The sequence below is a fragment of the Mycoplasma sp. 10961 genome (genome assembly GCF_055523525.1).
Genome location: NZ_JBVFVD010000001.1, coordinates 852,346 through 873,996 on the forward strand (window position 1 = coordinate 852,346; position 21,651 = coordinate 873,996).

Annotated in this window: 15 protein-coding genes, 2 tRNA genes and 1 riboswitch; of the genes, 10 read left to right on the forward strand and 7 right to left on the reverse strand. The window is 26.7% G+C overall.

The window, feature by feature from the left end; all coding sequences use genetic code 4:
• Positions 1-83 precede the first annotated feature (83 nt).
• The 3 genes from AC0B4T_RS03655 (at position 84) to AC0B4T_RS03665 (ending at position 5,712) form a co-directional block, all read left to right on the forward strand.
• Positions 84-1,859, forward strand: a complete 1,776-nt coding sequence (locus tag AC0B4T_RS03655) for a hypothetical protein (RefSeq protein ID WP_465103172.1) — start codon at positions 84-86, stop codon at positions 1,857-1,859.
• Entirely contained in the window at positions 1,846-4,092 is a 2,247-nt protein-coding gene (locus tag AC0B4T_RS03660; protein ID WP_465103173.1) for an ATP-binding cassette domain-containing protein, read from the forward strand. Before AC0B4T_RS03655 ends, AC0B4T_RS03660 begins: the two co-directional genes overlap by 14 nt.
• Positions 4,093-4,218: 126 nt before the next feature.
• The gene (locus AC0B4T_RS03665; RefSeq protein WP_465103174.1) at positions 4,219-5,712 is read left to right on the forward strand and encodes an APC family permease; all 1,494 of its coding nucleotides are present in this window, start codon (positions 4,219-4,221) and stop codon (positions 5,710-5,712) included.
• 81 nt (positions 5,713-5,793) lie between these two features.
• Here the strand turns inward: AC0B4T_RS03665 and AC0B4T_RS03670 are convergent, their stop codons facing one another.
• From AC0B4T_RS03670 to AC0B4T_RS03685, 4 genes are read right to left on the reverse strand one after another with little or no spacing between them, the layout of a single operon-like run.
• Positions 5,794-8,514, reverse strand: a complete 2,721-nt coding sequence (locus AC0B4T_RS03670) for a cation-translocating P-type ATPase (RefSeq protein WP_465103175.1) — start codon at positions 8,512-8,514, stop codon at positions 5,794-5,796.
• A gap of 20 nt (positions 8,515-8,534) precedes the next feature.
• Positions 8,535-9,191, reverse strand: coding sequence for a chromate transporter (locus AC0B4T_RS03675; RefSeq protein ID WP_465103176.1), 657 nt, complete (start codon positions 9,189-9,191; stop codon positions 8,535-8,537).
• 1 nt (position 9,192) lies between these two features.
• Entirely contained in the window at positions 9,193-9,762 is a 570-nt protein-coding gene (locus AC0B4T_RS03680; protein WP_465103177.1) for a chromate transporter, read from the reverse strand.
• A gap of 47 nt (positions 9,763-9,809) precedes the next feature.
• Positions 9,810-10,877, reverse strand: a complete 1,068-nt coding sequence (locus AC0B4T_RS03685; protein ID WP_465103178.1) for a hypothetical protein — start codon at positions 10,875-10,877, stop codon at positions 9,810-9,812.
• A gap of 87 nt (positions 10,878-10,964) precedes the next feature.
• On the opposite strand from AC0B4T_RS03685, the gene AC0B4T_RS03690 reads away from it, so the two are divergent.
• The 5 genes from AC0B4T_RS03690 (at position 10,965) to AC0B4T_RS03710 (ending at position 17,620) form a co-directional block, all read left to right on the forward strand.
• Positions 10,965-11,426, forward strand: a complete 462-nt coding sequence (locus AC0B4T_RS03690) for an L-threonylcarbamoyladenylate synthase (protein ID WP_465103179.1) — start codon at positions 10,965-10,967, stop codon at positions 11,424-11,426.
• Position 11,427: 1 nt separating this feature from the next.
• Positions 11,428-13,935 (forward strand): UU173 family protein, encoded by a 2,508-nt coding sequence (locus tag AC0B4T_RS03695; RefSeq protein WP_465103180.1) that lies wholly within the window; start codon positions 11,428-11,430, stop codon positions 13,933-13,935.
• 30 nt (positions 13,936-13,965) lie between these two features.
• Positions 13,966-14,063, forward strand: a riboswitch (TPP riboswitch).
• 20 nt (positions 14,064-14,083) lie between these two features.
• Entirely contained in the window at positions 14,084-15,241 is a 1,158-nt protein-coding gene (gene cypl, locus AC0B4T_RS03700; protein ID WP_465103181.1) for an ABC transporter thiamine pyrophosphate-binding lipoprotein p37/Cypl, read from the forward strand.
• A gap of 2 nt (positions 15,242-15,243) precedes the next feature.
• Complete coding sequence (locus AC0B4T_RS03705) at positions 15,244-15,969, forward strand: ATP-binding cassette domain-containing protein (RefSeq protein WP_465103182.1); 726 nt, start codon at positions 15,244-15,246, stop codon at positions 15,967-15,969.
• On the forward strand, positions 15,959-17,620 hold the full coding sequence (locus AC0B4T_RS03710; RefSeq protein ID WP_465103183.1) for an ABC transporter permease subunit: 1,662 nt from the start codon (positions 15,959-15,961) through the stop codon (positions 17,618-17,620). The genes AC0B4T_RS03705 and AC0B4T_RS03710 overlap by 11 nt, the downstream gene beginning before the upstream one ends.
• Positions 17,621-17,647: 27 nt before the next feature.
• On the opposite strand, the gene AC0B4T_RS03715 is transcribed toward AC0B4T_RS03710, so the two are convergent.
• Positions 17,648-18,979 carry a DUF2179 domain-containing protein gene (locus AC0B4T_RS03715; RefSeq protein ID WP_465103184.1) on the reverse strand — a complete coding sequence of 444 codons (1,332 nt, stop codon included), beginning with the start codon at positions 18,977-18,979 and terminating at the stop codon, positions 17,648-17,650.
• A 169-nt stretch (positions 18,980-19,148) separates the two neighbouring features.
• On the opposite strand from AC0B4T_RS03715, the gene AC0B4T_RS03720 reads away from it, so the two are divergent.
• Together AC0B4T_RS03720 and AC0B4T_RS03725 are read left to right on the forward strand one after the other, a co-directional pair.
• Positions 19,149-19,234: transfer RNA gene (locus AC0B4T_RS03720), tRNA-Leu, on the forward strand.
• Between the two features lie 8 nt (positions 19,235-19,242).
• Positions 19,243-19,318: transfer RNA gene (locus AC0B4T_RS03725), tRNA-Lys, on the forward strand.
• Between the two features lie 103 nt (positions 19,319-19,421).
• Here AC0B4T_RS03725 and AC0B4T_RS03730 read toward each other — a convergent pair.
• Together AC0B4T_RS03730 and AC0B4T_RS03735 are read right to left on the reverse strand one after the other, a co-directional pair.
• Positions 19,422-20,153, reverse strand: coding sequence for a glycerophosphodiester phosphodiesterase family protein (locus tag AC0B4T_RS03730; RefSeq protein WP_465102007.1), 732 nt, complete (start codon positions 20,151-20,153; stop codon positions 19,422-19,424).
• Positions 20,146-21,606, reverse strand: a complete 1,461-nt coding sequence (locus tag AC0B4T_RS03735) for an MFS transporter (protein WP_465103185.1) — start codon at positions 21,604-21,606, stop codon at positions 20,146-20,148. Before AC0B4T_RS03735 ends, AC0B4T_RS03730 begins: the two co-directional genes overlap by 8 nt.
• Between the last annotated feature and the right edge of the window lie 45 nt (positions 21,607-21,651).

Genomic DNA, 21,651 nt, shown 5'->3' on the forward strand with positions numbered 1-21,651 from the left:
TAAAAATGACAAAAAGAAAAAAGCGTTGACTTTTTTTTCTATTACTTTTTTTTACTATATTTGCAACGGGTATAACTGTTGCAGTGATTTATAGCCCTTTTGTTCATAAATATATAATTAGATTTAAATATTTTAACCACAAAGATGATGATTATGAATTTAAAAACTATAAAACAAATAATTTAGAAATAGAAAAAAAATTAATCAATCACTTAGCAGATAAAGTTTATTTAAACAATAAAAATGAAATTGTTTATACGTATGAAGAAAAAACTTCTATAAATTACTATATTATTGTTGATTATTTGCAATATTATAGAGCAATTAATAACACCGAAATATTAGAACAAATAAAAAGCAGAATGAAAGCATTACCTTCTTTTTATAGTATAAAGCCAGACACCCTTGGCGAATATTTAAAAATACTATTCGCATTTGACAATGAAATAGATATTAAAACTTTTAATAATTATTTAAAAACATTTTGAGATGATAAACTAAATATTTTAAATCTTGAAACTTATGAAAAAGCAGACGTCATGACAAAATATATTAGTAGTTCATATTCATTAATGGAAATTAATAATGCATATCTTTTAAAAGGTTATAAACTAAGTGATTATTTTAATTTGGTTCCACACGTCGAATACATTTTTAATAATTTTAATTTTTCATACCCCCATCATTTAGAGCCAGATGATAAAAAAGTAAGGAATCATGTTGTAGATGGTTTTGCAACTTTAGCATTTATTAACACCTTGCCAATTGAGGATGCAAAAAAAATTGCTTTACCCAAAAAAGATCAACTAATAAAGTGGAACGAAAACCTAAAAAAACATTATTTTCCTAATGTCCCGGATCAAGATGGTTTATATACATCTGATAAAATTTTGATTTACAGTATATTCAAGAAATTATTTGATATCAATGACCAAGAACATTATGATTTCATTAAAAAGAACTGGAGAAATCAAATATTAACAAATGGCCCTTATTGGTATTATTATTTAAATCTTTTAATGGAAATTTTTGGGAAGGATTTCGTCGCTTATGATATAGATTTTAACAAAGAATTAAAGAATAAATATTTAAAAAGTTTACAAGCTGATGTTATATCGGCTAACACAATTAAAAATAGTATCCAGCACCTTACTCATTTTTATTTAATGTTCAAAAATGAACCTGATTTAAAGGTAGATTTAAATAAAATTAAAAATACAATAGATCAAACTTATGATGAAGTATACATTAGTTATGAAAAAAATACAAATTTCTGAGATTTATATGCAACAGAATTATACTGATATCTTATTTTTTATTTAAATTTTGACCCTTCTGTAATTAATAATAAAAAAAGCGAATTATTAAAAATTCTCTCAGAATTAGAGAATAGAGATCTTAGTTCCACTGACAGGCTTTATTTATTTAAAGCTCAATCATATTTATTAAAACTAAATAATAATACTGCTAAAATACCTTATTTTATTTTATATAATTACGCAGATCAAATAAAAGAAATAAAAAAAGAAAACATAACTATCAAGGACTCCGTTGAAATTCTTATTTTTAGTAAAATAGTCAAAAACATAGATACAACTACAATTAATTTAATAAATCAAAAAATAAATAATTTAATTAACGAAGATCCAAAGATACAATTAAACCCTAGGGAAATATATGGCATTTACCTATATTTTAGTGAGAATTTTGACAAAATTTATTCAGAGACAAAAGTAAATAAGGAAAGACTTATTAACTGATTAAAGTCATATCTTGAAAAATATCAATTTGTTAATATAATTGGATATTTTTACACTAAACAAATTTTAAAAATCTTGGAGAATTATGATAAAAATTAGTAATTTAACAACAAAAGTTGGTAAAAATAACGAAAGAGTTCTTTTGAATAACGTTAGTTTAGAAATCCCTCAAAATAAAATAACAGCTTTTGTTGGTGATTCAGGTATAGGTAAAACAACATTATTGTGACAAATAGCAAAAATTAAAAATTCTTTTTCAAAAAGCATAATCTATTTTGATCATAAAGGAAATGAAATCCTAGACCCGAAAATTGACTTAGTATTCCAAGACTTTAACTTATTTAATAATTTAAACGTTATGGAGAACCTTCAAATTGGAAATGGTGTGTTAGGTTATGATCTAGACAAAGATAATCTAATAAAACAAGCAAACTCAATTAATATTAAAAAAGAAATACTAAATAGTGATATTAAAAAACTCTCAGGCGGAGAACAACAAAGAGTAGCAATTTTAAGAGCGATAAACAGACAAGCAGATTTTATTTTACTTGATGAACCTACAGGTAATTTAGACTTAGATACCTCCAAATTAATCTTTGAGACATTAAAAGAATTATCAACTACAAAAACTATTGTTGTAGTAAGCCACAACTATGAATTAGTAAAAGAATATGCAGATAAGATTGTTAGAATTGAAGATTCCCAATTTGTAATTGAGAAAGATGATAGCCAACCCTTCAATAATAATAGTGACAATATTTTGCGAAAAACAAATCATGATAAACTAAGTGTTAAAAATAAACTGAAAATTGCAACAAAATTTATAAAAAATGATTTGAAAACTAAAACTTGACAAGTCTTGCTAATTATTCTTACGTTTATAATCGCCTTATTTTCAACTCTAATCATATTTAACCTTAATATAGGTACCACAAGATTTAACCAAACATTTATTTCTGGTAATAATCTAGATTTATTCAAAATAAGTAAAAAAGATAATTCAAACTTTAGTGATGATGATATTAAAAATTTAAAACAAGAACCAAATATAAATAAAGCTTATACAATAATTCCAAAACCCGCAAACCTAAGACTTAAATATAATAACAACACGGCAATTAGTTTCTCACAACTCCAAGTAACTAACGATGCGTTTTTTGAGCAAAGATTCAAAACATTAAACGAAGTAAAAGGTAGTTTTATTCAAAATAAAAATGAAATTGTTATTAATGAAAATTTTGCCAATATATTAGGTCTAAAAAATCCAATTAATCAAACAATAACTTTACAACCTTATTTTACATCCAACTTTCAAGATGTATATCTTAACCAACAACTTAAAAACATTAATTACGAAATTAAAATAGTAGGTAGTTTTAAAACACCAGAATATAATAATGCGGTTAACTTTTGAATCCACCAAGACTTACTTAAGGAATTAGGTAAAAAAACCTTAACAATACTAAGTAATTCAAATGAACTTTTTCAAACAGTATCAAAGGTTCAACCAAATAATTGATTTTCTAATTCAACACGTTATGCACCCAAATCAAGACAAGATTTAAATGTAAAATTAGTTGAAGGGAAAATGCCTGATAATTATAATGAAATAATTGTTTCAAATTCGTTTCTTGAAGATTCTCAACAACACTTTGGTTTTAAGTTAAACGAGGAAATAACAGCAAAACTTAAAACGGATTTGCCTGAATTAACTATGAAAATAGTTGGAATTTATGAGGGTGACGAACCTGAAATAAGGTATCACCATGATCTAATTGATCAATATTTCGAGAATTCTAATTCACTTATTAATCTATTTATTAATAGTTATGGTGAATCTTTAAATATTGAATTCTTAAACGCTTTATCAACAAAATATCATGTTTATGATAGCCCTGATTCCATCATATTTGAACTATTACAAAATGGTAAACTAATTCAATTGATCACATTTGGTATATTTATAATTTTTATCGCCTTATTTTTCAGTTTCTTAGTTACATATCTTAAGTCTCTCTCAGATTCAAAACGTAAAAGTATTGGAATTTTAAAAGCCTTAAGAACAAAACCCCGTTGAATTATATTTTACCAATCATTACATTTATTTGTTATTCTTTTAGCTGTATTTATAGTAGGTATTCCGTTAGTTTTATCAACTATAAATCCTGTAATTAACTTAATTACAGGGATAAAAGCACTTGAAACAAATGCTTTTTATAATTTTTGAACATTTACCACTAACTGAATCTTACTCTCATTTGTAGCAATAATAATATTTGCAATAATCTCATTTATACAATATAGAAGATCAACAAATGATCTACTTTATTAATTTAATCCATATGTAATAAATTTATTACATATGGAATTTTTTTTAGTTTATATATATATATATATATATATATATATCAATATTTATGGTAAAATTATCCCATAAATTAAATAAGGAGGTTTTTAAATGACAAAAGATAGAAAAATAGGTTTACTTTTATCTGTAGCTATGATCGTTGGATCAGTAGTCGGGATTGGTATCTTTTTCAAAAACGGCTCTATTTCGCGGGCTACTGATGGAGATGGTTTAAGCTGATTATTTGCATGAATCATTGGAGGACTTATTTCAATGTGTGCTGCTGTATCATTTGCTGAAATAGGTTCATTTAAAAATGGTAAGTTATCTGGATTAAGTAATTGAGTTTACAAAGTAACTAAGAATGAAAAATTAGCTTACCATAATTCGCTAGGATACTCAATATTTTATTGAGGTATTCTAAGTGCAGTATTAGGAATTTTTGCATCTGAAGCATTCTTTTATTTCTTAATATTAGCTGATGTTGAATTTGCAAAATCTGTTACGTTAGTAACACACGTCTTTGTGGGATTGTTCATAACAATTATTTATATCTCTTTAAATATATGGTCATACCAAGTAACTGCTAAATTTCAATTTGTAATTACAATTATTAAATTTATACCTTTATTTGCTGCGCTATTTATTGGAATTATTTTTCCAACAACTCATAATAATGATGGGACAAATGCATTTTTAAAAAATGCATTCTCAATTAAAGGTATTGTGGCAGCATTGCCAGCTGTATTATTTGCTTATGATGCTTTTTTAGTTTCAAACTCTATGTCTGAGAAAACTAAAAATCCTACAAAAACACTACCAAAAGCAATTTTAATTGCTATGACATTTATTGTTAATCTTTATTCATTAATTGCAGTTTCATCGATACTACACTCATCTGGTTCAGTACATGGTGTATTAAATGACTCTTTACCAGATAAATGAAAAACAGGTATTACTACCGCTGTAATCTTCTTTATCTTCTTATCAGCTTTAGGAGTTACTAACGGTATTTCAGCTGCCTTTGTTAATGAAATGCGTATAAGTGTAAGGAATAAATTTTTATTTGGCTCAAGCTCATTATTAAAGAAATTTGGTGAATTAAAAACTACTATTATTTATATTGTATTAGTTCATGCATTTTACTTTTTAACAATTTTAGTACCAACTCTATCATTAAATACTGATATTATATTAGATGCAGTTTCAAACTTCACTACTCTATTCTTCTTCATTATTTATGGTTTAGTTATACTAAAATATACTCTAAAAAGAAAATCATATTCAGAAACAAAGAAAATGAATGATTATCTATTTTACATTAGTGCAATATCGGCAGTACTTGGAATTTTATTTGTTGAATCTTCATACTTATATTTCCAATTTGCAAACCTTGCCACAGATAAAACTAACCCTTCAGGTTGAGGTGTTTTCTGAGATAATGGGAAAAGTGATTTAATTAAAAATTATGTACCTATTTTACTTTATGTAATAACATTAGCATTTCTTATAGCTTTACCATGAATCAACTACACATTAGAAAAAGCAGTCTTCAAAAGAGATATCATAAAAGATTTTATAAGTTCTACTGATATTATTGAATAAAACTAAAAGATATTCATTATAATGAATATCTTTTTAAATAACAAAAACCTTTAGGTATTATCCTAAAGGTTTGTTTTAAGATTATTTTTTATTGATAAATAATTTAATAAATTTTTCAATTTCAACAAAGATTATTAAACCAAGTCCTAAAATAATTGGAATAAACCAATACACAACGTTATAATTTTTAATTTGTGAAATTTCAGCCATTTTAAAGACATCTCTTACTCCTGGAGTAAAGGCGGCAAATAAAACACATATTGTTGAAAAAATTGTTGCTAAATAAACTAATTTATATTTAGTTCAACTAAACATAAAGATAGATTTTTTAGACATTAGATTAAGAGAGTTGAGACTAGCCCCAATGCCTAAGGTAACAAACATACTTGTGGAAGTGAGCCTAATAAATTGATCACCTGCAATATTTTCACTTCTTGCATAAAATGCAACGATTACATATGATAAGATTGAGAAAAAACTTAAAATTAAACTATAAATTACTAAGTTCTTCCCCATACCACGTGAAAAGATGCTTTCGGTTTTTTTAAATGGTTTACGTTTCATAACATCAACATCATTAGGACTCATTCCTAATGCGATAGCTGGTAAACCATGGGTTAATAAGTTAATTCATAATAATTGCGAAGCAGAAAGAATAATTAAATCCTTACCTTGAATATCATTTTTAAAGATAAATGATAAAACAAATAGTCCAATTAACATTACAATGATTTCAGTAAGAGAAGATACTAATAAATTTAATATAACTGATTTAATACGGTCGAAAGTTTCGCGGCCACTTTTAATTCCTTTAACAATCGTAGTAAAATTATCATCCGTTAAAATAACATCTGCAGCTTGCTTAGAAACATCTGTTCCAGTAATTCCCATAGCAAGGCCTACATCACTTGCTTTTAAAGCTGGGGCATCATTAACTCCGTCTCCAGTCATTGCGACAACTTTATCATGCGATTGCCATGCTTTTACAATTCTTAATTTGTCAGCTGGGCTTACTCTTGCATAAACTGAAATATGTTTAACTTCATTTTTTAATTCTTCATCAGACATATTTGCCAGGGTTGTTCCATTAATTGATTTATCACCTTCTTGTAATATTCCTAATTCTTTTGCTATTGCTAAAGCAGTAGTTAAATGATCACCAGTAATCATAACTGGTTTAATTCCACCTTCTCTAGCTTCAATGATGCTCTCTTTAACACCTTGTCGAGGTGGATCGATCATACCAACTAAACCAAGAAAAGTTAAATCTTGTTCATCTTCTAAAGATAATTTAGTTTTATCTTTAGAAACATCTTTGTAAGCTAAAGCAATTACTCTATAAGCTTGCTTTGATCATGATTCAATTTTTTCATAATATTTTGTATCTACATTTCTAGATTTACTTAAAATTACATCAGGAGCACCTTTAACAATTATTGTATTAAAATCATTTTCATTGTTAACTAAGATACTCATTGCCTTACGATCGCTATCAAAAGGTAATGAATCTAATCTATTATGCTTTAAATAAAAATTACCTGCTGAAATATTATTTTTCATTCCATAAATTAAGATTCCTGTTTCAGTAGGATCTCCAACTTCTTCATATTCTCCTCTTTCATTTAAAACAACAGATGCATCACAACATGCCACAAAATAAGATAAAGCTTTGGAATTAGCAAGTGAACTAGGGTTAGTAACATCCTCAAATTCAACCACTGTCATCTTATTTTCAGTTAGTGTCCCAGTTTTATCTGAACAAATAACATTTGTAGCACCTAATGTTTCAACTGAAGGGAAACTTTTAATAATAACATTTTCATTAGCCATTTTTGAAACACCAATAGCAAGCAATACAGTGGTAAAAGTAATTAACCCTTCCGGTATTGCTGCAACAGCAAGCGAAATACCTACGATTAGTGCACTAGAATAAGTTTCTGGCTGATTTCAACCATTTGGTATTAATAAAGTATTAGTAATAAGTAATTGGGTGATTGTGGTGATAAATAATAGAATAACACCACTAATACCAAAGATTTTGCTCAATTTATTTAATTTAATTTGTAATGGTGTTAATTGTACTTCTTGAGTTTCAATTAAAGTATTAATTTTACCTATTTCTGTTTTTAAACCTGTTTCAGTTACTAATATAATTCCACGACCTGTAGTAATGTAAGTTCCAGAAAATAAATAATTGCTTCTTTCTCCAAGCGGAAGGTGAGCAACATCAAGTTCAAAATTAACTTGCTTATCTACACCAGTAGATTCACCAGTTAAAGCTGATTCAACTGCTTGAAGCGAATAAGATTCAAGCAAAATACCATCAGCACTTACATAATCTCCCGCTTCAACAATTACTAAATCACCTGGAACAATTTCGCTAGCAGGTAGTGAAATTGTTTCTCCATTACGAATAACCTTTGAATTTAATTGATTATTTTTTTCGAGTGACTTAACGGCTTGATCACTTTTTATTTCCTGATATGTTCCAAGACATGAATTTAAAATAATGACAATTAAAATAATAAATGGTTCAACAAAACTAATTACAATTTCAGTTGTATCAGGTTTATGACTTGCACCAAATGTTTCATAAAATGCAACTGATAAACTAAAAATTGCGGCTATTAAAAGCAAGATAATCATAAAATCTTTAAATTGAGACAAAAAGATTTTAAAGATGCTTTTTTTCTGAGTAGTTTTTATGGTATTTGGGCCATATTTTTCTAAAAAGTCTTTTGCTTGTGCAGATGTTAAACCCAGACGCTTTTTAACATATTCTTGATTTGGATTTTTATTCAAAATTCCTCCTTAATTAAATATTATGCATATGGAATTGCAAATAATATTAGTGAAATAATTATGTTCAATAATATTATTAAAAATAATGATTTTAGCTTCTTTATTAAATATCATGATACTGGTATGCCTAGCAAAACATAAATTTTTAATAAAATATTTTTGTATCCTGAAAATACTTCTGATGTAGGTTTTTGTATCAAAATATAATTATCACTAGTTTTATTAAACGAAAGTTGAGGTTCAAAAATACCTAAAAATAATTGAATTGCAAGTGCAAACATAATGCCAGCCACTAATGGTTTCATTATAATTAATAAATTCTTCATATATGTATTTTTCTTAAATTTATCAACATATTTCATGGCTAAAACCATAATGATAATTGCTGGTAAGCAAAACATAACATAGGTGATTAAAACAGCGATAATCATTCATCACTCATTATTAGCAACTAAATATCCTGTTATAAACCCAAATTTAGTAGATACAACTCCTGGTGTTGTATTTGAAACAGTAAAAATATTAATAATCTTTTCTTCACTAATACCTAAATTAAATTGATTATTTAAAAATTTTCAAAATCATTCAAATACAGGCATAAACACTTGTCCCCCGCCAAATACTGATAACGATATCAATATTAAAAAAGGAATTGAAAATAATAATGCAATAAACATATTATTTGCTCTTTCGCTTTCATATTAGATAAACAATGCTGTAAACGAGTATAACACAAATGATCGCAAGAACCGGGGTATTGTATGGACTTGGGATAAATAAACAAAATGCCAAGGAAAAAATAAAAATAATAATTCAAATTGGACTTTTCATTCCTTGCTTTGCTTGCTTTAAAAATCGATATCCAAAATCAAGCAAGAAAGCAATAATTGAAACAAGCACACCAACTGAAATAATTTTTACATATTCAAAAGGTATTTTATTAAACATTAGTAAAATTCCAAATGCAACTAAGATATGGGGCAAAATACCTAGCAAAGTTACTAAAGATCCTTTTATTCTGCCTAGCTTCTTAATTGCGATATAGGAAATAGTTTGAATTACTGAAGCCCCGGGCAACATATTAGTAACTATTACAACTTGGTTAAATTCTTCATTATCCAGTCACTGTTTTTTATCAACTACTTCCCTTTTAATAATTGGCATTAAGGCATTGCCGCCACCAAATGCAATAAAACTAATTTTTAATATTAATCAAAATACAACCCAAAAATTTACTTTTTTCGCCATATGCTCCTTAAAAAAATATTATTTAGATACTAAATAATATTTTTAAATTAAGCTAAGTATAATGGTATATAAATTAATGATATTAGATAGTAAAAGGTATATGTATCAACAATGAAGTCATTGTAAAGACTTTTAAATAATTTTTGTTTATTAAGTGTCGGCTTTCAATCTAAATCCATAAAGTAAAAATCACTTGAAAACTCAAAATAAATGTAATTCCCTAAAGATGTGATTGACAGTTTTCTAACTTTTGAATTTTTGTTATCTTTAAATCTTTTTAATGATGTTTCCATAGCTAAAGGAGTGTACATCATTCTAATTTTAAGATCATCATCACTTCTTGGTACAAAAACTTTATTAAATTCCTTATTTTCTAATTTTATGTCGTTAAATAACTTTTTATATAGTTTCTTATGATTTTGATTATTAAATAAACTGAAGTTAAATGCTTTTTCACCTAAATTAGTTGTGTCGATCATTAAAAGACATGAATAATAATGCTCAGTTTTTCGGTTACCCTTAAAATCAGTTGTTACTCTTTCTCATTGTGCATTTCTTAAATAAGCAGGATATTTCTTATCTAAGTTTCACATTTTCTCAGGACCCATTCTTAAAACATAAGCATCATCAGGCACTTCATATCTATGGCTTTGAAAAGCAGATTGATTGATAGCAGTTTTGGCAGTTGCAGTTTTATAACCAATAAAATTAAAATTAGGGTCTAAAATTGCAAATGAATCTCGGTAAAGTTTTTCAACATTAATACGATCTTCCATATTTTGAAAAATTAAATCTTTAAGTCTTTTGTATTTTCTATATATCAATACAGTTGCAAAAAATAATATTGCACCAAGAATAATTAAGACAAATCCAGAAATAATCACAGTTCATAGATTTTCCCCTTTAGGTGCTGCTGCAAAAACAATGAAAGCTATTAGAATTAATAAAACCCCAATGCCAGCAGTTGTATAACCGGCTAAAGCTCATTTCTTAGCTTGTTTATATTCTTCACTATCAAAGGCATTCTCAATAGCTGCATTAAATAATGGTATTACCTTTTCGTCCACTTTATCTTTATAAGTTTCAAAAGGCATATAATCAGATACTATTTTCATATAAGTTCTCCTTTATTTATATTTATATTAGTAAAATAATTATAACAAATTTATAGTAATGGTTATAAAAATAACTATAATAATAACATGTATAAAATTAAAAACTTATTTATTTCTACAACAGATACCGTTGTTGGCATTGGTGGGGTTGTAAATCAGCAAACATTGGATGAAATATACCTTGTGAAAAATCGAGACTTAAATAAAAAAATAATAATTTTAGTTAGCAATTATAAACAACTTACACCATTCCCTGAATGAAACAAAAAAGCACAAGAAATTGCCCAAAAATATTGACCGGGGCCAACTACAATTATTGTAAATAACCAAGGTTTTCGCATGCCTAATCATCAAGGGTTATTGGATCTAATAACTAAAATTGGTCCAATATATATGTCAAGTGCAAATATTTCAGGATATCCTACAATTAAAATAGAAGAAGCAAATGCAATTTTTCCACAAATAGAAAAAGTTTACAATTTTGGCCCAGGATCAGGAGTTCCAAGCACAATAATTAATTTAGATACTAACGAAATAATAAAGAGGTAATATGCAAGAAAAAATTTATATTAACTGGAGCACATTTAAACGGGTTTTTGCATTAAACCCAACATTAATTTTCAATACCGAAAAAATTATTGAATACCTAAATAATCAAGCCAATTCAAAAATAGATATTGATGAATCTGAAGATGAAGTAAGTTTGTCAAACCAATTTGAACAACTACACGAATTAATCCTTGATTATGATGAGAGCAATACCGATTCATATATTGAAATATTGGCTTCTAATTACCCAAAATATAAACAAAAAGCTGAAGAGTTTTTAATAAAAACTCTCAACCTTTCAAAAGAAAATATCAAAGTTATATCCTTGCAATCTAGCAAAGATATAAAAATATTTCAAACTATAGAGGCAATAAATAATTCTATTAGTTTAAACCAAGAATTACTTATTATAAACCCTGTAATAGGTTTTGATAAAGTATCAAACCTTAATACATTTACATTTTTATATAACCCTTTTGCATTGCATATTAAGCAAGGAAAAATAATTGCTTATTTATTATCTTATACTTCAACATCTAAACCTGAAACTTATTACCTTTCATATTATTTATACTGGCTATCAAATGAGCTAGGTTTAGAAATATACGACATTAAAAATATTATTATTGATCCACGAACCAAGATCTTTGGGCACCCACAAAAAAATAAAATTAATTTTTTAATCACACAGGCAGCTTGAATGTCTAATTCAATTGTTAAAAGTCGAAATAATCCTTATTTAGATTATATAAATGATTTAGAATTTTTCTTTAAAAAATCTGGTTTAGGTCTTCAATTTTTAAACAAAAATTATGAAAATGATTCAATTCATAATTATCCTATAAATTACCAAAACCAACAATTTGATAATAGCTTTATTTCTTGTGCCAAAAATAAAAAAATAGTTCAAGATATCTGAGTAATTAATAAAGCATGTTATAAAGAATCAATGCTTTCATCTTTAAATAATTTTTATAATTTAATTAAATATGAAATAGATTCAGATAAATACATTGGAGATCAAAGTTGGAAAAATATCTTTTATGGTTTTGAAATATATCCTAATCACAACAAAAAAATTGTTATCCCAAATCTAAAACCAGCATCTAAAGCAAGTTCACTAAAGGAATTTTATGAATTTGAAGATTTTAGTTGATATTTAAGTATTGTAATAAAAGCATATGAAGAATTTAATGAAAATATAAATTTAAATGCTCTTTTATTTTTTGCATCTTATTATGATTTAAATGAGGAGCAAAACTATAAAATAAAACAACAAATTAATTATTGATTAAAAAATCACAATATTAACTATCAAATAAATTATCAATGGTTAGAAATTAATGATTTTTTTATCAACGATAGTAAGGAATTAATCGCCTTATTAAGAGAATACTTATTAAAAAAGGATAACCAAGAATATATTCAATTTTCTGGTAAATTCAAACAATCTAAAAATCTTAGATCGATAAAGGATTTAAAAAACTCTATAGATGATTTTAAATCAATTCCTAATTCATTCAATCTAGAAACCTTAAATATTATTAAACAATTGCATATTAAAGATGCAATTGTCTCTTGGTATGATTATGAAGGTTTTTCAGATATATTCCCCCCAGTTAATGGAATTGCAAGTTATAATCAAGTAGTGTGCCAAGTTTCGGTTATTACAACCAAAAATGGCATAGAACAAAGTTGTGAAAATATTGTTAAAGACCCCAAAAACATATCGTGCCAAGATTTTATTGATATTATTGATTCAATATACCGTGATGGTTGTGATTATTATGTTGTATATAATAAAGGATACGAAAACACACGTAATTCAGAAATTTTAAAATTAGTAAAAAACAAACTATATAAAGGCAAGGATCTTGAATTAATACAGTGACTAATTCATAAATACAATGCAAAAACAATTGACGAAGCATTTAATATTTTTGCTAATAAAATTCATCACATCAACTCAAATACTATTGATTTAGCAGATGTTTTTACACCTAAAAAACAAGTTAATCTACTCGAAGAAAATATTTTTTACTTCCAGCAAACTGATAATAACATTAAGCAAATAAAATTAGAAAGAGAAACAAATAGTTCTTTGCCAATTGCGTATATTCAACTTTCATATCTCAAGTCATTTTATTCAATTAAAAAAATTGAAAAATTTATTACTGAAAATAATATTCAACTAAAAAATATGATTTTTCCCTATTCTGAATTAAAAATTCAAAAAGGAACAATGGCTATGAAGGAAGCAATAAATAGATTTCTTGATGCCACTAATGATTCAGTGTGAGAATATAATATAGTTCCGGAATTAAAAAAATATTGCGAAAATGATGTAAGAGCAATGATTATGGTTTATGACTTAATCATGTACTTAGCTCAAACCTTTTTTAACAATATTAGCGATTTTGAATATAAATTAGATAATACAAATGGTTTTGTTAACAATGGTAGATACCAAATTAAAGATGGTAATTTATATTTTGACTTACCACTATAGCATAAAAATATAATTTTATGGTAAAATAAAACTTAAGGACAGGGGTGCTATTACAATCGTATAGCTGAGAAATACTCTTATAAGCTGATCTAGTTAATACTAGCGTAGCGAGTCTATTTTCTCCATACTTTGTCCAGATCGGAGAAATATGAAACATCTATTTAAAAAAATAATATTTACATTTGGGCAATTGCCTTTAATCGGTGTTATTGCTTTATCATGCACAAACCAAGAAAATAATAAAAATATCCTAAGGATAAATATCGGGGTAGGTTTAAATCCCGCTCAGGTCAACGAATTTCAAACAACTCTTAATGAAGAAATTAAAAAACAAGGCGGACAATTTCAAGTCAAAATTTCGACTGAAGGTTCATTTAATGAATATAGTAAAAACTTTGATGATTTAATTAAAAATAAACAAGACTTAGTGTTTATCTCACCAGGTAAAGTTCTCAACAAAAAGAAGGAAATCCAAGATAGTAATATTGAACTTGGAATCCAGACTTATACCAAAGCTTTTATAGGATCAAGTCCAGAAAATAATGAAACATATCAAAATGGTTTAGAAAATGATCCGCTTCGCAAACTTGCTCAATCTCAGCAAGTTCTTTTTGATAAACTTCCTAGGTCCAAATGAGATGATCCAGTTAACGGTAATAATTATGCAAGTTATTTATATAACAATTTTTACTCAGATAATTTAACTAAATATTATCGTGGGGTAATTTATATAGTTGCAGATCAACAAACAACTCAAGAAATTATCGATGCATGAAATAAAAAAGATTTGAATAAATTTTTAGGTTTTGGCTATGTGCATAGCAATGACAAAGAATCTGCAAGCAAATACATCTTACAACAAGCACTGCTTAAAAAACACTTTGGTGATCAATTCACCTCATTACTTGATTTAATTAATAAAAATGCTAATTATAAACTGGACCCAAAACCTTTAGTAAATATTTATAAAACCTCCCTAAATAACCAAAAAATCTTTTTTGATGCTGAAGGTCTTTATACTTACACTAAATACAAAGATAGCAATGATCCTTTCACGATTAACCAAGAAACTAGACCAAATCAAAAATTTACTTTTTTAACAACAACAGATCCACTTCCTAACAGTATTGGAATTTATAAAAAAAGTATTGATAAAGGAAAAATTCAAATTCTTGCAAAAGCATTAAAGTCGTTAGCAACCACTAAAAATGATTTATGAGGTCCTAGCCACGGATTTTATAGTTATGATTATATAAATGATCCAGAAAAAAATATTTGGTCAATTTTAGATAATATAGGAAATTAAAATTGTTATTCAAAAAAGTTCAAATTGCTTACAATAATTCAATAATTATTAATGGTTTTAATGCAAAATTTCCTACTGGGGAACTTTGTGGTTTAATTGGGCCAAGTGGGTGTGGCAAAAGCACATTACTTAAATCAATTTTTAATCATTCATTAGTAAAAAATGGAATAATAACATATCAAGACAAAGATGTCTTAAAATTTAATAAAAAAGAGCTCTTAAATTTCAAAAAAAGCATTTTTTACTTAAGACCGGAAAATAACTTAGTTGAAGATTTGGATTTTTATCAAAATTTACTAAGTGATTTTAGTCAATATAAAAATTGATTTTATAGGCTTTTTAAAATACTCACAAAAACACAAAAAGAACAACTCTTTGATATTTTAACAAATTTAAAGGTTCAAAATCTTGCATTTCAAAAAATATCAAAACTATCTTCTGGGCAAAAACAACGTTTAAGTATTGCTAAAATGATCTTTAATAAACCAAAGATTATTTTAGCCGATGAACCAACAAGCAATTTAGACATTGAAAATACAAAAGTTATTTTTGAACTTTTAAATCAATATAAAATAGATAACCATGTGATTGTTGCAATACATGACTTAAATGCAGCATTATCATATTTTGATAAATTGTTTGTATTTGATAAAAAAAATAACGATATCTTGGAAATTGACCCTAAGAATTTAAATTTTGAAGACTTAAAAAAATATTATGAAACATAATAATACTTTTACAACAAATTTAAAAAAGAAAGAATGAAAGCGCAATATCTTAATTATTCTTTCACTATTATTTTTTATATACTGTTTGTATCAAATTGGTGTTTTTAATAGTTTTTATCCTTCTGGATTTAAAAGATTTATAAACCATTTAAGAGATTTATTTACATTTAAAAATTCGCATCCTGAGTTATCTAATAAAAATTTATGAGTTTTAAATTTTGAATATTTGTTTATAACTCTTAAATCAGTTGTTGGTGGTTCAATCTTTGGATATTTACTAGCTTTTCTAACCTCATATTCAGGTGCTAAAAATATTAACAAAAATAAATATCTAGCATTTTGTATTAGGTGGCTTGTAATATTCTTAAGGTCATTTCCTTTAATCATGTATTTATTTTTATTCCAAGGTATTTTTAGTCCTTATTTATCAGCATTTTTTATATTCTTTTGAAGCACATGATTATGAGTGCATAAATTCTTAATTCAAATAATTGAAAATAATGATTGTAAGTATTATTGAATTGATCGCTCATTAGGGGTAAGTAAATATTCTAGTTTTAAAAAAAATATTTACCTGCCTAGTAAAAATAGATACACAATGAATATGTTGTTATCACTTGATACAAATATAAGATGAAGTTCAATTTTAGGAAGCATTGGTATAGTAGGAATTGGTTTTTGAATCGAAAACAATAAAACCCAATTTATTTATTTAGGAATTAGTCTTTTATATATATATTTAATTACAGTTTTCTTTGAAGTCTTAATGAGTCTTTATAATAATTACTTGAAAGATTATTTATATAAAGTTACTTTTAATACAAACTATCATAAAACAGTCACTTATAATTTACCAAAATATATATGGGGTATTTTAAAACTGCTGTTTTTAGTTATCTTGGTATGGAGCTTAGTTGAATTATTTAGTAATCAACATATTCAATGAAATATCCTATGGTTATTTTTAAAAGATTTTTTTAATTGAGATTTTAGTGATTTAGTAAATAATTCTTTCAACGATTATTATGATTATTTTTTAATCATAATTAATGTTTATGCTGCTGTTTATAGTGCTTATTGACTTTCTGTGCTATATTCCTTTTTTATGAGTGAAAAGACTGATAAAGTTTTTCTTTCTTGATTTTTAAGGGGATTCTTAGTATTTTTAAAAACTATACCAATAGTAGTTTTCTTTATTTTATTTAATTCTTTTTTAGATTCATTAACGGTTTTAAACATTGTTTTATTTATAAGTGCATTTCGAACCTTAGTTAAACATTTAGTAAGTAAAATAAATAGTTTTTCAAATGACGAAATAAACCTATATAGAACCTTAGGTTTAAAAGATTTACAAATCTATTTTCAAAAAATTTATCCAAGTATTCAAAAAGATATTTTTTCACTTATTTTCTTTGAATATGAAAGTACGTTTAGAAATGCTTTGACATATGGAATTTTTTCAAGCATTTCATTAACTTCTAAAATTCAATATTACCATGAAAGAAATATTTATAATACAACAATACCGCTGCTTTTGCCGAGCATTCTATTTTTTATAACCTTAGAAATAATTTATTACCTTTATAAAAATAATTGGAAAGTACCAATACCATTTAACTGAACAAAGGCTTTAATTAAAAAATATAAATAAAAAGAACAATTACATGTTCTTTTTCTATTAAAATTTATTCTTTGGTAAATAAATATGTCCATTAATGCTTGTGACATCGGAAACTGAAATAAATGCATCTTCATCAATTTTTCGAACGTCTTTAATAATTCGATCTACTTGTCTAAATAATGTAATAGTGGTAATAACATTAAATCGATCTTTAGAATATCCTCCGTTGGCATGAAACTCAGTAATACCTGTAACTATTTTTCTTTCGTGTGTTAGTAGTTCTGAAATTTCATCAGCTTTATTGAGTGAAAATACTTCAACACGTACTAGTTTAAACTTAGGATATAGTTTATTTAATGCCATTATATAAACCACGTTAGTTAAAACAGTAGCTAAAAAGTTTGGCGATAAATATAATTCAAAACTTCAAGCTTTTTTGGTAATTTGCAATAATTCTGTATTATCAGAATTAGCAGATGTTATATTCTTGCCAGCTTCTTGAAGTAATAATGACCCAGGTAACCAAGAACCAACTAAAACACCAATTAAGACAATAATAATGTTCATATAACCAGAAATTGTTCCAAATGATTTTTGTTTAGCATTAGCATATCATTCACCTATTACACCAGTTACACCAGCTGTTCCACCAATAATTTGTATTATTGCAAAAATTCAAGCTAGTAAATAACCGTAAATAACAGCATAAGCAAAGAGTGCTATGATATTTCCACCATCGCTTCATAAAAGAGGTATAATAGAACTTAACTTTTGTTTAAATTCTGGTAATACTTCTTTAACTTTTGGATTTGAAAATTCCCCGATAATATATACTCCATTTGCTCCAGGAATCAACCCAATTGAAAAAGATACAATTGACGAAACAACTAAAAATAATACTGTTAAATTACTAAATAATTTTCCAATTTTTTTATACCCAAAAATAAAAATGGGAATACTTAAAATTATATAAGCAATTCAGAAAATAAATTGTTCAATTAAATTACGAACTGTTTCTGTTACTTGACCTTCTTTAAATAAAACAACCACAAGCCTTGCTAGTGCTTGTCCAAATGCCGCAAGACCAAAATTATAAATTCCAACATTCTTTACAAAGAAAACGCTAATTACACCAAAAAATATGGCAGTGATAACAGTTATCAAAACTATTTTCCATGTTGGCATATAAGAATATAGTTTTGATAATTTTAAACCAAAGTTAGACATTTTGGTTCTCTTATAAACTGTATTCTTTTTAAAAATTTTGTCAACTCCTTCACCAATTATTGCTTTTTCAATTTCAATTGACTTAGCACTTTTAAAGGAATGACGTTTGTTTGCATTTTCATTATTATCTAATGAATTATGTTCTTCATTTTTTATATCCATGTTCCTCCTTTGCAGAAAAAAAGAAGATACATAAGATAACTACGAGTTATTTTATGTACTAATATAATTTTATAATATTTTTAAAAAATTGGTTCAAAAAAGTTAAAAAAAGTATTTTGTTTTTTTATTTTATGTTATAATATTAGAGCAATTAAGCAAGAATTTAATTGCCCAGGTGGCGGAATGGTAGACGCAAGGGACTTAAAATCCCTCGGTCGCAAGACCGTGCTGGTTCAAGTCCAGTCCTGGGCACCAAATGATGTGCGTCCTTAGCTCAGCAGGTAGAGCAAATGGCTTTTAACCATTGGGTCAGAGGTTCGAATCCTCTAGGACGTACCATTTCAGAAATGACCTATAACACCTATTAAGGTGTTATTTTTTGTATTATTAATTCTTTATTATAAAATATTGAAAAAGATAGTCTTAAGACTACCTTTTTTTGTTATCTAGTTTTATCAAATTTGTAATTGCTAATTTGAGCATACACCATATCGTCTTTGCGATATTCAGAATATTTTAAGTCACTTTTTATAGTTCAAAGTAATAATGGTAAGCCAATTTCTTTGTAACGTGCTTTGTCTTTATCGTATAAAACTGTCCATGGGTGAAGAAATTGACACACTTCCTTGATTTCTTTTAACTCAATCTTTTTCAATTGTGATTCAGTTCAGAATAAAAATCCTAGTAAAAATCTCTCATTTAATAGTCTCATGTTACGTAAGGTTTGGAAATTAAATGATGAGAAGATAATTTTTTCAAAGAATTTATCACCATATTTTTCAGCTAATTTATTAATCTTAGACTCAATTCCATAATATGGTTTTTGGTCAGTTTTAATCTCAATATTGATTAATTTATATAGATCTAAATATTTGTCTAAAAATTCTTCTAAAGTTAGAATAGTTTGTTTTCTAGTTTTTACTTTAAAGAATTCACTATGGTCATCTTTTCTAAGTTCATCTAATGTGCTATGTTCAATTTCTCTATCAACTAAAGCAGTGCGTTTAGTATTTTCATCATGAATAATAACTAATTTTTTGTCTTTAGTTAAATGAACATCAATTTCTACTCCATCAAAGTCATATTGATAAGCCATTTCAAAAGCTAAATCAGTATTTTCTGGTGCGATTGCTGAATATCCGCGGTGTGCTAAAAGTAATTGTTTTTTAGGCATTTTCAAGAGTTCTCCATCTGTGATTTGTTTTACCTAGTTTTTTAAGTTCTTTAACATTTGATATGTATACAGCTAAACCAGCTAATACCCCTAGTAATGCAATAGATAAACAAATCACTAAAATAATTTGATAACCAACAACTGATGTGTTAGTTAAACCTGCTGGTGTATAGGCTTTCCCTACAGCACCAGTTATTTCATATAATCATGCATCAATTGAGAAACCAATAAATGATAATACACCTACACTTGAAGCATATGAATTTTTTTCAATTTCAATTTCACCAATTTGAGCATATCTTAAAGTTACCATTGCTCATGATAAAACACCAGCAAAGATAAATAAGGCAGATGTTAAAACAATAATAAATATATCAGTTGATGTTTTTGTATATGTAGCCGCAGTTAAACCTTTGAGATCTGGGGCTCCATATCCTGTAAGAATAATTGCGCCAACAACTATAATTCCAATTCCTGTTGCAATTAATAAGAATAAGATGTATGATCTAAATTTATCAGCTCAGCGACCAATAAAGGTTGATACAATACTTCTAAGTCCGTATGTTCTAATTCCTCCTAGCACTGCTGCTAAAATAGCTGGTGCTAAGAATGCGTTGTTTAAAAGTTGTACTAAGTAGTAAGCAAAGACACTTTGGAATGTATACATTCCCATTAAGAATACAGATAAAGCTCAAAGTTTTCAGTTTTTCATTGCTTTGAAAACTTGAATAATGCTTTTCTTTACTCTTGCTCATGACATTTTTTCAGTGTTTTTTTCCATTGGTAATTCAGGTACCATGAATAACACTAAGAATGAGGTAAGGATTAAAAATCCTGCGATACAGAATGCATAAACTGCGAAAGGAAGTTGTGCATTATCTGTATCAACAACTTTAGGTGATCAAACATTGGTAATTAATAGTCCAAGTAAGAATACTAAAAATAACCCGATTACACCATTTGCTGTACCTTGAATCCCATAAGCTAAACCTTGGTTTTCTTTAGTTGTTTGTTGTGAAACAAGTTTTCAAAGTGGTGTCCAGAAGACTAAAGTAGATGAAACCCCTCATAGCCCTCAAATAGTTGCATATTGTCCAAATAATGAATCTGGAGATTGTGATTTAGCATTTAAAATGGTAATTCCAAATCAAACTGTGATTGCCCCAGTTGAAAAAACAGCGGATCAAAGTAATCATCTGGAACTAAATTTATTAGCTAAAAATCCTCCTGGTAGTTGAGTTGCTAACGTAACTCAACCAATAATAGCAGTTAGCCTCGCTACCTGATCTTCCCTTATATTTAAATAAGTATGTAAGTTAGGAATAATATTTTTAATATAGTAAGGGGCTGCAATAACAAATACATCAGCAGCCGCCAAAATAATTAAAGCTATAATTTGTTTGTACGTTAATCCTTGCAGTGATTTTTTAAATTTCTCTAAATAACCATTCATATTTATACCTTTCCATTCAAATATTTATTTAATTTAAAGTTTATG